We start from the raw sequence: 12,851 nt of genomic DNA on the forward strand, positions 1-12,851 counted from the left end.
GGTTCAGCTCAGTCAGGGATCCAGCTCCCGTGAAAACCGTGCGGAACGCGCCGTGGCAGCCGCACCCGGGCGACAGGTTCGGCGTCGAACTCCGACGCGCCCAGGATCACCAGTTCGCTGCACTCGCGGACCGGGCTGTAGACGTAGGTCAGATACCAGCCCGCCGATTCGTCCGTCTGCCCCGGTGCCGGTGCGAACACCGCCTCATCCGGCGCGCCGGCCATGCCGTTGACGCCGAACCGGTGAACCTCGGCGCTGTCGCGGGCCAGGTCGTAGCGGATCAGACCGTCGGTGCCGACGGTGACGGCGTAGCGGGCCTGGGCGCCCACCCGCCGGTCGTCGACGCGGGGGAACTCGATGTCACGGTCGTCGAGCTGTGTTTCGGTGACGACGCCGGAGTCCAAGCCGATCGTCCAGCGCCACAGCGAGGCGTCGGTGTCGAAATCACTGTTGTCGCGCCAGATTTCCGGGTAGCGGACCACCTGCATCACGATCGCGTCGCCCTGGGCCGACGCCACGTCGAACGCATTGGCGACGTGGAAGACGTAGCACGGGTCGATGTCGAACCAGCGAACCGGACCGAACGGGTCGTCGCGGCGCAGCACCCCGAGACGGGCGCCGTAGTCGGCGTCCCACCGATACGGCAGGTCACGCTCGATCGGCCGGGTGAGCGCAACCTGCGGATTGAATACCAACGGCAAGTCCAGGAACACCACATGCTGTGCGGTCAGGGCGAAGTCGTGCATCAGCGTCAGCCCGGGAACATCGATCGGACGGCGGACCTGGACGGCGCCGTCGGCGCCGGCGCGGTAGTAGTTGATGTGCGGGTGGGTGAGGTCGCCGTATCCGAAGAAGTGCAACTCGCCGGTGATCGGGCAGACCTTGGGATGCGGCGCCATGGAATCGACCAGCTTGCCGGCGAAGTCGTAGGCGCCCAGGGTGTCCAGCTCGGTGGAGATCTCGTACGGCAGCGCGGTGTCCATCAGCGCCAGGGTCTTGCCGGCGTGCTGAATCACGTGGGTGTTGGCCGCGCTGGAGTGCAGATTGCGGCTGCCGTCCGCGTTGAACAGCGGCAGTGGGCGTTCGAAGCTCTCGGTACGCACCCAGCGGTTGCGGTACCAGGCGGCCCGGCCGTTTTCCAGCCGAACCCCGTGCACCATGCCGTCGCCGGTGCACCAGTGGCCGCCCGCTTCGCGGGGGTTGGGGCCGTTGCGCAGATACCAGCCGTTGAGTTCGGGCGGGATGTAGCCATCGACGGGCAGATCGAAGGCGGTGAGCTCGTCGGGGACCGGAGCGTAGTTGCCGGGACGAAAGATCGGGAAGACCGTCTCGGGCGGCTGGATGACCGCCACTGCAGCAGCGGAGTCGTGGCCGTTGACCTGACGGGCGACACGGGCTGTCACGTCGTTGGATTCCAGGTGGGATTCTCCGAAGTCCTCTTGGTCTAGCAGCGACAGCACTGCCGGCATCTCGGACAGTTCGCTGACGGCGTCCTGGCACACCGGGCAGTCGTCCAGGTGCGTCTCGAACTTGCGATAGTCGGCTTCCGAGAGTGACCCCAGCACGTAGGCGGCATCCCACATGCCGTACTCGTGGTCGAACGTCATGGCACCGGTCCCATATCTCGCAGTGTCTGTTGCAGTGTCCGTAGCGCGTAGTGCAGTTGGGTCTTCACGCTGCCTTCCGCGATTTCCAGGTCGACCGCGATCTGCTCGGTGCTCCATCCGTAGTAATAGGCACGATGCAGCAGGGTCCGGTGTTCGGCGGAGAGCTGCGCCAGCGCGGCGGCGACCGTGGTCCGATTCGGCGTCAGGTCGCGGTGCAGGGCGCTTGAAGCGCTGTCGAAGCGGAGTCGGGCCTGGTCGTCGGTGGTCATGGCGGTTCAGGCCCTGCCCGTCCGCGCAGAAGTGTCCGGCCGCGGTGTGTCCGCGGTCGCGTAGCGATCTGCCGCTGGTCTTGTTCTACCCACGCACCAGCCTCCCGGAAGTGACACGGCGCAGCGTCCCGTCCGGTTCAGTGTCGCGCGCGGGACGGCTGCGGTAGAGGCTTTTTACGTAGTGGTGACCAGCGTCAGCTGCCAGGCCTGAAGCCACGGCTTGATCAGCTGCGCGACGGAGGACTCGCGGGGCGCCGCGCAGGCCGTCTCGGGGTCCTGGCCGTCGGACTCCGCGGTGAGGATGCCGACCGCTTCGGCGGTGCCGTCGGGACGCATCCGGTAGGCGGGACCACCGGAGTCGCCGCAGGCGCCGGACGCGGTGAACGTCACCTTGTTGTTCTCGCTGGCGGCCACCGGCCCGCACATCGGTTCGCCGGTGCGGCTGCCGAAATGGCAGAGGGTGTCACCAATCTTGACGTTGTCGGCCACGCCGCTCACCGGATGTCCGTCGACCTCGGAGAACAGCGGGATCTTGTCGGGGTGATCCACGGTGATCAGCCCGATGTTGGTGCCTTCCTTGCCGTCGTAGACGCTCTCGGTGAACGTGCCGACGGTGGGGTAGAGCGCACCGTGATGGATGGCCACCGCGGCGGGCCCACCGGGCTTGTTGCATTGCCCAGGGGACAGCAGCCCCGGCTGGCCGGACTTGGTGCGCACCAGAAAGCCCGCGGTGCAGCCGGTGGCTTCGGAGCCTTCCGCGGAGGTGACACTGATGCCGACCCCCGGGCCGATCGCCTCGGCCGGCGGCAGCGGGACGAGCTGCTGGACCGGCTGGGCGCGGCTGATCCAGACCATGCCCGCTAAGACCGTGAGGGCGCCGGCCGCGATGGACAGGCGCTTGAGCAGGGCTTTGGGTGGGAGTCGTCGGAAGGCGGCCACTTAGGCAACGGTACCGAGGGTGGGGCGGGTGTGCCAAGCCGCGGTGACCTCTACTCGACCTGGCCTCGATGCTCGCCGTCGATGAACCGCGGCCGGGCGCCATCCGCGCCGTGCTGACAAATACCGACGGCACCGTGCGCGCCGACAGCGAAAAGGACGTGACGATACTGTGGTCCGGAAGCGTCAAGACTGGTTTCCTCTATCGGGAAAGTGTTTATTGACGGCTAGAGCGTCTCGGTTTGGTTTATTCAATAAAAATGCAGCGCATGTTGAGGAGTGGGATGGCGGACCCAATCGACAATCCGATCCTTAACGCCCCGTACGATCCGCCGACCCGGCATTTCGCCATCGGACCCAATGGCCCGACCGGTGCGATCAACGACGGTCGGCGGCCCAGTGAATCGTTCATCCCGATCGCAGCCGCCCGCAAGACCGCCCGCGGGTCCGGTGTGCAGGAGACGATCGATTTCGACCTCACCGGCGAGCGGCGCACGCGCAACGACCTAATCAACGAGCTGCGCCGCGAGGTCGACCGATGGCGCCAGCGTGACTACGAGCGCGTCACGCCGATCAGCCGCAAACTTCTCCAGCACTGGTCGGACCCCACCCGGGAGAACCGGGTGCTGTTCTGACAGCGCGAAGCGGCCGAAACCGCGATCTTCCTCGGTGAGGTAGCCGGACGACACGGCTACACCGACTGGCGCCGCCGCGTCGACGACGAGAACGCCGCGCACAATTCGGGGCTGCCGCGGCTGGCGTTGAAGATGGCGACCGGGTCGGGCAAGACCGTAGTCATGGCTATGCTGATCGCCTGGCAGACCCTGAACAAGGTGTCTACCCCGCGCGATGCCCGATTTGCCAAGCGGTTTCTGGTGATCACCCCCGGCATCACCATCCGCGACCGGCTACGGGTGCTGTTTCCCGGCGATCCCGGCAACTATTACGCAGCGCGCGACCTCATCCCGCCCGATCTCGCAGGGGCACTGCACCAAGCGCAGATCATCATCACCAACTACCACGCATTTCTGCTGCGCGACGCCAAGGAGATCAAAGGGGTAAGCAAGACCACGCGGCAAATCCTGCTGGCCGGAAAATCGACCGACCCGTTCAAGGAGACCCCCGATGCCATGGTGACCCGGGTGCTGCGCGATTTCGGAGTGGCTGAGGCCAAGGGCCGCCAGGAGATCGTCGTGCTCAACGACGAGGCCCACCACTGCTATCAGGACAAACCGATCGAGGCTGTTGCCGGGCACGGCAAGCTGACCGCCGAGCAGACCACCGCCAACGAAGACGCTCGGGTCTGGTTCAAGGGCATTCAGGCAATCAACCGGCGGATCGGCGTGAAGGCCATCTACGACCTGTCGGCAACGCCGTTCTACCTGTCCGGCTCGGGTTACAACGAGGGTTATATCTTTCCGTGGGCGGTCAGCGATTTCTCGCTGATGGATGCCATCGAGTCTGGGATCGTCAAGGTGCCGCAAACCCCGGTTGATGACGACGCCGCCGGTGAGCTGGTGACCTATCTGCGGCTGTGGGATCACATCGGCGACAAGCTGCCCAAACGCAAGTCAAAGAACGATCTCGACTTCAAGAACTGGCCGCCGCCGGAAGTCCTCGAAGGCGCGTTGCGCAGCCTATATCGCAGCTACCAGCGCTCCTTCACCCATTGGCAGGAGAACTTGGAGCCGTTGGGCGAGACTCCACCGGTCTTCATCGTGGTGTGCCCGAACACGGTGGTGTCCAAGCTGGTCTATGACTGGATCGCTGGATGCGAGGTCGAGGCGGCCACCGGCCAGACCGCGCTGCGTCCGGGGAACCTGGGCTTGTTCAGCAACGTCGTCGACGGCGGCTTGGTGGACCGGCCGCGCACCATCCTGGTGGATTCCGCCCAATTGGAATCAGGTGAGGCGCTGAAAGCGGACTTCAAGGCCGCGGCTGCCACCGAGATCGACGCGTTCAAGAACCAGTACCGGCTGACTCATCCGGGAGCCGACACAGACAAGATCACAGACGAAGACCTGCTTCGTGAGGTGATGAACACCGTGGGCAAGCCGGGTGCGCTAGGCGCCGGGGTGCGCTGCGTCGTCAGCGTCGCCATGCTCACCGAGGGCTGGGACGCCAACACCGTCACCCACATCCTCGGTATCCGCGCATTTGGCAGCCAGTTGTTGTGCGAACAGGTAGTGGGGCGCGGACTGCGTCGACGTTCCTATGCGGTCAACGACGACGGGATGTTCGAACCCGAGTACGCCCAGATCTACGGGATCCCGTTCGCGTTCATCCCGTCCGATCACGCCACCAAGGAATCACCGCCGCGCCCGCCGGCCCTTGAAGTGCGGTCGCTGGAGGGCCGCGAACACCTGCGGATCAGGTTCCCGAAACTCGACGGCTACCGGATGGAGATCCCGGACGCGCAACTGATCTTCTCCACTGACGGCGCCGACGAGTTCGTGCTCAGCACAGGCACGGTACCGACTTGGACCGAATCGGCGGGCATCGTGGGGCGCAGCGAACGCACCGACGACCGCGACCCGAACACCTACCGCACCCAGGAGGTGGCGTTCCACCTGGCTCGCAGGCTGTTGGTGACGAACTACCAGCATGACGCTGCAGACCTGCGGCCCTGGCTATTCCCCCAATTGGTGAAGATCTGCGCCCAGTGGATCGACGAGTGCGTCCGGGTCGAAGCTGGCCGCAGCATCGGCTATCTGGTCACCAGCGCCGAAAAGCAGGCCGAAGCGGTCGAAGCCATCGTTAACGCGATCGCCCGGCAGGACGACAACCGCCAGGCCCGCTTGCGGCCGATGCTGAGACGCTTCGACCCGGAGGGCTCCACGGCGGACGTGAGCTTCCTGACCCACAAGCCAGCGATCGAAGCGACCAAATCGGAAGTGAGCCACGTCGTGCTGGACGGCGTGGGCACCAACACTTGGGAGCAGATCCTGGCGTTGGAATGCGAACTCAATTCGCACGTCGCCGCGTTCGTTAAGAACGACCACCTGGGCTTCGCCATCCCGTACGTGCACAAGGGCCGCTCGCACTCCTATGTGCCGGACTTTCTGTTGCGGCTGGTTTGTCCCGACGGTGAGGATTTCGAACGAGTGTTGATCGTGGAGGTGTCCGGCGGCCAGAAGAGCCCAGGACCGACGAAGGAGAAGGCGCGCACCGCTCGCGACAGCTGGTGTCCGGCGGTCAATAATCACGGCGGGTTCGGCCGCTGGGGCTACATTGAGATCACCCAAATGGGCACGGTGCGTGAGGTATTGAACGGGGCGATCGGCGCGCTGTATGCCGATGAACCGATTATTGGCGATCCGGATCTATTGGACTACAACGAGGTGCGACGTGGCGCGTAAGCAAGCCCCTACCGGCCCCACCCCGGTGGAGGCGATTCAACACAGCGACAAGCGCACCAATATCCCCACCGCCGACGCCCAAGAGTTCGTCGACCCGAGCATTGAGGGCCGGCCACCGCTGCGCTACCCGCGCGACCCGAGTCTGGATCCGCAGCTGGTGTGGCGCGGCAAGGACAAACAGGATTCGACCGATCTGCAGGTTGACGCCCCGCCGATCTACATTCAGGAGAAAATCGATCCGCGGGTGCTGATCGAGAACCTACGGCGCACAGCCGAACTCGAAGAGGACGAACCGGAGCTGTCCCTGTTCGATCAGTTCGATGGCTTGGACGAGCTGTCGCAGCTGGAGTTCTACCAGCACCCCACCAACTGGTCGAACCGGATGATCCTCGGCGACTCACTGCAGGTGATGGGCTCCCTGGCCGAGCGGGAACTGTTACGCGGCAAAGTGCAGATGGTCTACCTCGACCCGCCCTATGGGATCAAATTCGGCTCCAACTGGCAGGTGTCAGCCCGCAAGCGTGATGTCAAAGACGGCAAACTGGAAGACGCCGCCCGAGAAGCCGAGCAGATCAAGGCGTTTCGCGATACTTGGGAGCTGGGCATCAGCTCCTACCTGTCGTATCTGCGGGATCGGCTGGTGGTAGCGCGAGATTTGCTGACTGAGAGCGGGTCGTGTTTTGTGCAGATTGGCGACGAGAACGTCCACTTGGTGCGGTGCATTATGGACGAGGTGTTCGGAAGTGAGAACTTCGTCAGTCAGGTCGCCTTCAAGACCACCAGTGGAGCCGGCAGCTTTGCCGGCGGTACCAGCGTTCTTGCCGCCATCAACAACTATGTGCTCTGGTACTCCCGCTCAATTGATTCCGTCAAGTATCGACAGCTGTACTTGAACAAAGGAATCGGCGATGCGGGAGCCGGGCAGTACACCTGGGTGGAACTCGACGATGGCGTGCGGCGCAGAGCTTCGGCAGAGGAGCTCCAATCTGGAGATTCGTCGATGCGGATCCTCCGTCCCGCCCCGTTTACCTCCCAGACCACGCGTGTCGGCCAGACGACCGTATTCCCAGTCGAGCTCGACGGGAAGACCTACACGCCGTCGAAGGGCGGCTGGAAGACCAATAAGGCAGGAGTCGAGAAACTCCTCAATGCACGCCGGTTGCTGGGCATCGGCAAGACCCTGACGTACGTCCGATACCTCGATGACTTTCCGGCATTCCCGGTCAATAACTTCTGGCCTGATACGGTCAGCTCGGGGTTTAGCGACCCCAAGATCTACGTCGTCCAGACCAACACAAAAGTCATCGAGCGCTGCCTGCTCATGTGCACCGACCCGGGCGATCTCGTTCTCGACCCGACGTGCGGCAGCGGTACAACGGCTTTCGTCGCCGAGCAGTGGGGCCGGCGCTGGATCACGATGGACACGTCTCGTGTCGCGCTGGCTCTGGCTCGCCAGCGGTTGATGGGCGCGAAATTTCCGTACTATCTGATTGCAGACTCCGAAGCGGGCAGAGCCAAGGAAGTCGCGATCAGCGGAAAGTACACTGCCCCAGGACCGATCACCGGTGATATCCGTCACGGATTCGTCTACGAACGCGTCCAGCACATCACGCTCAAGTCGATCGCTAACAACCCTGATATCCGAGAGGGTATGTCGAGGGCGGAGATCGACGCGGCGATCAAGCGGCATGCCGACTTCGAGCAGCTCTACGACAAACCCTACGAAGACAGCAAGAAGGTCCGGGTCACTGGCCCCTTCACGGTGGAAAGCCTCTCGCCGCACCGCTCCCTGGCGTTCGCCGGCATCGTCGACGACGCCAACCGGGAGACGATCAGCGAATCGGCCGGCGCGCAGCAAGCCGACAACCCGATTTTCGAGCAGTCGATCCTGGACAACCTCACCAAGGCCGGCATCCAGAACGGCAAACGCAAGGAACGCATCGAGTTCGCCGCGGTCGAGTCCTACGCAGGTGAGTTCATCCAGGCTGTTGGTGAACGCGACGAGGGCGGCCGGGTGGGTCTGGCACTGGGGCCGCAGTACGGCACCGTCAGCGCATCGTTCATCAAAAGCGCGGCGAAAGAGGCGATCCGGGCCGGCGAGATCGATCTGCTGTGCGTGTTGGGTTTCGCGTTCGACCCGCAGGCGACCGGAGTCACCGAAGAGGATGGCGTCACAGTCGAGGCCTGCGACGACGGTTTCGCCAACGTGGCTGGAGAACGCAAACTTGGCCGCATCCCGGTGTTGCTGGTGCGGATGAACGCCGACCTGTTGATCGGCGAGGACCTCAAGAAGACCGGGGCGGGCAACCTGTTCACCGTGTTCGGTGAACCTGACATCGAACTGCGCTACAGCGATGATGGCCAGGTAATCGTCGAGCTGCGCGGTGTGGATGTGTACGACCCCACCACCGGCGAGATCCGCAACAACGACACCGGCCAGATCGCTTTGTGGATGATCGACATCAACTATGACGAAGAATCCTTCTTCGTCCGGCACTGCTACTTCACCGGCGGCAACGACCCGTACAAGCGGCTCAAGACTGCGCTGAAAGCCGACATCGACGTCGAAGCTTGGGCCAGCCTGCACCGCACCGAATCGCGGCCGTTTGCTAAACCCGCGACAGGCAAGATCGCGGTGAAGGTGATCAACGACTATGGCGATGAGGTCATGAAGGTGTTCGAGGTCTGAAGGCTAACTGGAGTGGACCGCGGTCTGAACCTTTGGCGTAGGAGCCACGACAGAATTGTCGGGACTGTGCTCCAAGTTCACTTGCGGCGGCAACAGTGCATGCGATCAGGTTTACCCGCTAGGTAGACAAGCAGCGCACTCCTGCCGACCGCCATCCCTCCCTGCCCCCCACTCCCTGCGACCATGTACCAATGACCGCAACACTCGTCGCCAAGAACGTCGCTGGCGGCTTCGCGCACCGCACGCTGTTCGAGGGTGTCGACCTGACCGTCGCACCGGGCGACGTCGTCGGCGTCGTGGGGGCTAACGGCGCCGGCAAGAGCACCCTGTTGCGGATCCTGGCCGGCGATCTGGAGCCGCTGCACGGTGCGGTCACCATCGCCCCGGCCGATGCCTTCGTCGGGTGGCTGCCGCAGGAGCACGAGCGGGTGGCAGGGGAGACCGTCGGCGCCTACATCGCTCGCCGGACCGGCTGCGCACAGGCGGCGCAGGCCATGGACGCCGCGGCTGCGGCCCTGGCCGATCCGGATCTGGCTCCCGCGGGTACCGATCCGGCTGAGGCTTACTCGATCGCACTGGACCATTGGCTTGTGACGGGCGCGGCGGACCTCGAGGACCGGGTGCCGGCGGTGCTCGGGTGGGCTTGGCCGCGCTGATGCTGTCGCGCTTCGACATCGTCCTGCTCGACGAGCCGACCAACGATCTCGACCTGGACGGGCTGGCCCGGCTGGAGCAGTTCGTCCGTGATCTTCGCGGCGGGGTGGTGCTGGTCAGTCACGATCGGGAGTTCTTGGCCCGCAGTGTCACTCGTGTCCTGGAATTGGATCTGGCGCAGAACACCACGACCGTCTTCGGCGGCGGATACGACAGCTATCTCGAGGAACGGGAGGTCAACCGTCGGCACCGGCGTGAGCAGTACGACGAGTTCGCCGAGAAGAAGGCCGACCTGGTCGCGCGGGCCCGCGTTCAGCGGGAATGGTCCAGTCAGGGCGTCCGCAACGCCATACGTAAGGCCCCCGACAACGACAAGATCCGACGGCGTGCCGCCACCGAGTCCAGCGAGAAGCAGGCGCAGAAGGTGCGTCAGATGGAGAGCCGGATCGCCCGCCTCGAGGAGGTCGTCGAACCCCGCAAGGAATGGACGCTGCAGTTCACCATCGGGGCTGCGCCACGGTCGAGTTCTGTGGTTGCGACACTCGACAATGCCGTGGTGCGGCAGGGTGATTTCGTCCTCGGACCGGTGTCGCTGCAGGTGGATGCCGGCGAGCGGATCGGCATCGTGGGTCCCAACGGGGCGGGAAAATCGACGCTGTTGCGACTGTTGCTCGGCCGTCAGCAGCCCGACGCGGGCCGTGCGAGTCTGGGCGCCAACGTCGCTATCGGTGAGATCGACCAGGCGCGCGCCGACTTCACCGGCCCCACCCGTCTGGTCGATCGCTTCGAGCAGCGGGTGCCGGACTGGTCGACCGCCGACGTGCGCACCCTGCTCGCGAAGTTCGGGCTGACCGCCGACCATGTGGAGCGCGCGGCCGACGACCTTTCGCCCGGGGAGCGCACCCGTGCCGGCCTGGCGCTGCTGCAGGCCTGCGGCACGAACGTGCTGGTCCTCGACGAACCGACCAACCATCTCGACCTGCCCGCCATCGAACAGCTGGAACAGGCGCTGGAAACCTACGACGGCGCGTTGTTGCTGGTGACTCACGACCGCCGGATGTTGCAGAACGTCCGGCTGGACCGCACCTGGCGGGTCGAGGACGGGACTGTCACCGAGTTATAGGCGGAGGCGGCCGCGGCACGGAGGTCGGCTTCGGCGGTCCCCAGCGCATTGGCCGTTGTGATGACCCTCCGCATGGTTCAGTGAATTGGTTGCTCAGTGCGTTGAGCGATGATGTCATGCGGGACGACGTTGTTGAACAGGACCTTCCGCATCACCGCGGAGCTGCGCCACCAACTCCACCGGATCGGCGCCGTACGCGAGTAGGGCGGTCAGCGGATCGCGCTGGTGCGGCGAGATCGGCTCCAGTGCGAAGAACTGCAGCCCGGCCCCGTCGGTCGCCACCCGGGCGCAGACCAACTGCCCCGGCTGCAACTGCAGGCTGGTCCTGCGCACGCCAACCTCGTGCAGCTCGCCGGTGCGCAGATTGCGGGCGGTGGCACTCCGGTCGTGGTGCACGTGCTCGATCTCGAACACCGACCGCTCTGCCAGCGACCACTGCTGGGCTAGCGCCCATTCGTCGTCGGGCAACAGGGCGCCCCGAACCGTCAGGAACTCGTCGAATCCGCCGCCCTCGAAAAGCACTGCGTCGATCACCAGCGGATCGGCCAGTGCCGCGTTGAACGCGTCATCGTCGTCGAGGATGGTGAACCGACACCGTTCCCAGGCGACCGCATGGTGCAGATCGGTCCAGTCGCCGAGCAGAACATGTTGAATCGCCTTGTGGTACAGCCAGCCCACCCGATCGTGTAGTGGCAGGCCACGGAGATGGCACTTTTTGTATTTTCTGCCGGAGCCGCACCAGCACAACGAATTTCGTCCCAGATCGGCACGCGGATCGACGCGGTGCAACTGGAGCAGGTGCACTAGCGGGTGGTCCGCGATTGCTCCGGCGCGGCGCAGCAGGGCCAGACCGCCCTCCGCATCGCCGCGGTCGGAGGCGATTCCGGCCAGGTCGAGCAGGGGCAACGGCCACTTGCCGTCCATCGCCTCAGCTGCCAGCAACTCACGCTCGAACCCGGCGACATCGCCTTCACGTTCCAGTGCCACCGCACGAAGCCACTGGCAGGCCACCCGCGCTGACGGCGGCACCCGCGGCGCCAAGGCGTCCGCCAGCAGGCGCAAACCGCCCGCGCTGAACCGCCCATGTCGCACGGTCTCCGCCGCCAGCAGCTCGGCGATCCTCGGATCAGCCAGCGCAGCGCCCACGTCATCCATGATGTCGCCGAACGCGGCCGCCGCAGGTTTGTCGCCCTCATCCGACGGGTCCGACTCGCGCAGGTGCTGCACCGCCATCAGTGCGTAGAGCCGCAGCAGTGTGTTCAGCGTCAGCGCGGCATCGTCGTCGAGCCGGTGGCGCCGCGCGAGACGTTCGCAGCCCCGCTCGAAAGCCCAACGGCTGAAATTGAATTCCGGTGGCGCCAGCCACACGCCATGCCGAGTTAGGCCCCGTTCGGCGACAAGATCGGACAGCGGGCCTCCCGGATCGGTGAACAGCGTCGGATCTGCCACGCAGGCGGTCCAGACTAGCGCGTCGATGCGCTCCGGCTGCCTACCGAGCAGCGCGGTCAACTGTGCGCCCACCGTGGTTTTGATGGCGGTGGTGACTCGTTCGACCGCCAAGCCCACGTCGCTCAGGCGCAGGCCGATCACATCGCCGTCGTCGACACCGAGTGCTTCGAAAGTGCCCGCAGCCAGTGCGAGCACACCTCCGTCATCGACCACATCCGCCGGAATGTCCAACTGGTCCAACAACCGATCATCGCCGGGCATCACGTACCGGACGGCGGACCCGTCCGCCAGCCGTTGGTAGGGGGCACTGTCGCAGAGTCCGGCGATCGGAGCCAGATCCGGGGTGATGTTGAGTAGGTCGAAGCTCACCTCGGGCTCGGTGACCCGGCGCGTAAATACCCGGCCGGCCAGCACGGCGGGCAGCCACGCCCAGCGCCCGTCACCCAATTGACCTACCGGGATGTTGATTTCGAGGCGCAGTCGCCGCAGGACGCGGGCGGGGTCTGTCACGCCGGCGTCCTCCAGATACTCGGCGATGTCGTCCTCACTCAGCGGGCCGCGCTCAGTGAGAATCTTCGATAGTGGCTCAAGGGGATCCAACGGTTCGGTCATGGCCGCGAGACTAGGGACGAGGCCGTTGAGGCGCACTTCACCTGATCGGCTGGTGTGGAGAACCGTCGCGACACGAGGTCCGTTGTCGCTCAAAGGTGGTCAACGATCACATATGTCCGACGGCCGGTTCCTCGACTGGGCGTCCATCAACGT

General features: G+C 65.0%; 6 protein-coding genes and 2 pseudogenes. 4 read left to right on the top strand and 4 right to left on the bottom strand.

Translation table 11 applies throughout. From position 1 onward, the window contains the following. Positions 1 to 8: 8 nt before the first annotated feature. The 3 genes from BN4346_RS24685 to BN4346_RS24695 form a co-directional block, all read right to left on the bottom strand. Positions 9 to 1,607, bottom strand: a complete 1,599-nt coding sequence (locus BN4346_RS24685; RefSeq protein ID WP_208863206.1) for a carotenoid oxygenase family protein — start codon at positions 1,605 to 1,607, stop codon at positions 9 to 11. After that, positions 1,604 to 1,876: a sigma factor-like helix-turn-helix DNA-binding protein gene (locus BN4346_RS24690; RefSeq protein WP_067967037.1), complete on the bottom strand. Its 273-nt coding sequence runs from the start codon at positions 1,874 to 1,876 to the stop codon at positions 1,604 to 1,606. The genes BN4346_RS24685 and BN4346_RS24690 overlap by 4 nt, the downstream gene beginning before the upstream one ends. Positions 1,877 to 2,050: 174 nt before the next feature. Beyond that, the gene (locus BN4346_RS24695; protein ID WP_067967040.1) at positions 2,051 to 2,815 is read right to left on the bottom strand and encodes a chymotrypsin family serine protease; all 765 of its coding nucleotides are present in this window, start codon (positions 2,813 to 2,815) and stop codon (positions 2,051 to 2,053) included. Positions 2,816 to 2,883: 68 nt separating this feature from the next. Here BN4346_RS24695 and BN4346_RS47510 point away from each other — a divergent pair, with 68 nt between their 5' ends. The 4 genes and pseudogenes from BN4346_RS47510 (at position 2,884) to BN4346_RS24710 (ending at position 10,637) form a co-directional block, all read left to right on the top strand. Further along, a complete protein-coding gene (locus tag BN4346_RS47510) occupies positions 2,884 to 3,036 on the top strand; it encodes a hypothetical protein (RefSeq protein ID WP_154677538.1) in 153 nt (50 codons plus the stop codon). 60 nt (positions 3,037 to 3,096) lie between these two features. Continuing rightward, a pseudogene (locus BN4346_RS24700) lies at positions 3,097 to 6,171 on the top strand (BPTD_3080 family restriction endonuclease). After that, on the top strand, positions 6,161 to 8,860 hold the full coding sequence (locus BN4346_RS24705; RefSeq protein ID WP_067967049.1) for a site-specific DNA-methyltransferase: 2,700 nt from the start codon (positions 6,161 to 6,163) through the stop codon (positions 8,858 to 8,860). The pseudogene BN4346_RS24700 and the gene BN4346_RS24705 overlap by 11 nt, the downstream one beginning before the upstream one ends. A 191-nt stretch (positions 8,861 to 9,051) precedes the next feature. Further along, positions 9,052 to 10,637: pseudogene (locus BN4346_RS24710) on the top strand (ABC-F family ATP-binding cassette domain-containing protein). A gap of 114 nt (positions 10,638 to 10,751) precedes the next feature. Here the strand turns inward: BN4346_RS24710 and BN4346_RS24715 are convergent. After that, positions 10,752 to 12,698 (bottom strand): SEC-C domain-containing protein, encoded by a 1,947-nt coding sequence (locus tag BN4346_RS24715; RefSeq protein ID WP_067967061.1) that lies wholly within the window; start codon positions 12,696 to 12,698, stop codon positions 10,752 to 10,754. Between the last annotated feature and the right edge of the window lie 153 nt (positions 12,699 to 12,851).

The sequence above is a fragment of the Mycolicibacter icosiumassiliensis genome (genome assembly GCF_900078685.2).
GTDB classification, from domain to species: domain Bacteria; phylum Actinomycetota; class Actinomycetes; order Mycobacteriales; family Mycobacteriaceae; genus Mycobacterium; species Mycobacterium icosiumassiliensis.

Coding starts and splice junctions, on each gene's coding strand:
- BN4346_RS24685 (WP_208863206.1), bottom strand. CDS start 1,607: ATGACGTTCGACCACGAGTACGGCATGTGGGATGCCGCCTACGTGCTG.
- BN4346_RS24690 (WP_067967037.1), bottom strand. CDS start 1,876: ATGACCACCGACGACCAGGCCCGACTCCGCTTCGACAGCGCTTCAAGC.
- BN4346_RS47510 (WP_154677538.1), top strand. CDS start 2,884: ATGCTCGCCGTCGATGAACCGCGGCCGGGCGCCATCCGCGCCGTGCTG.
- BN4346_RS24715 (WP_067967061.1), bottom strand. CDS start 12,698: ATGACCGAACCGTTGGATCCCCTTGAGCCACTATCGAAGATTCTCACT.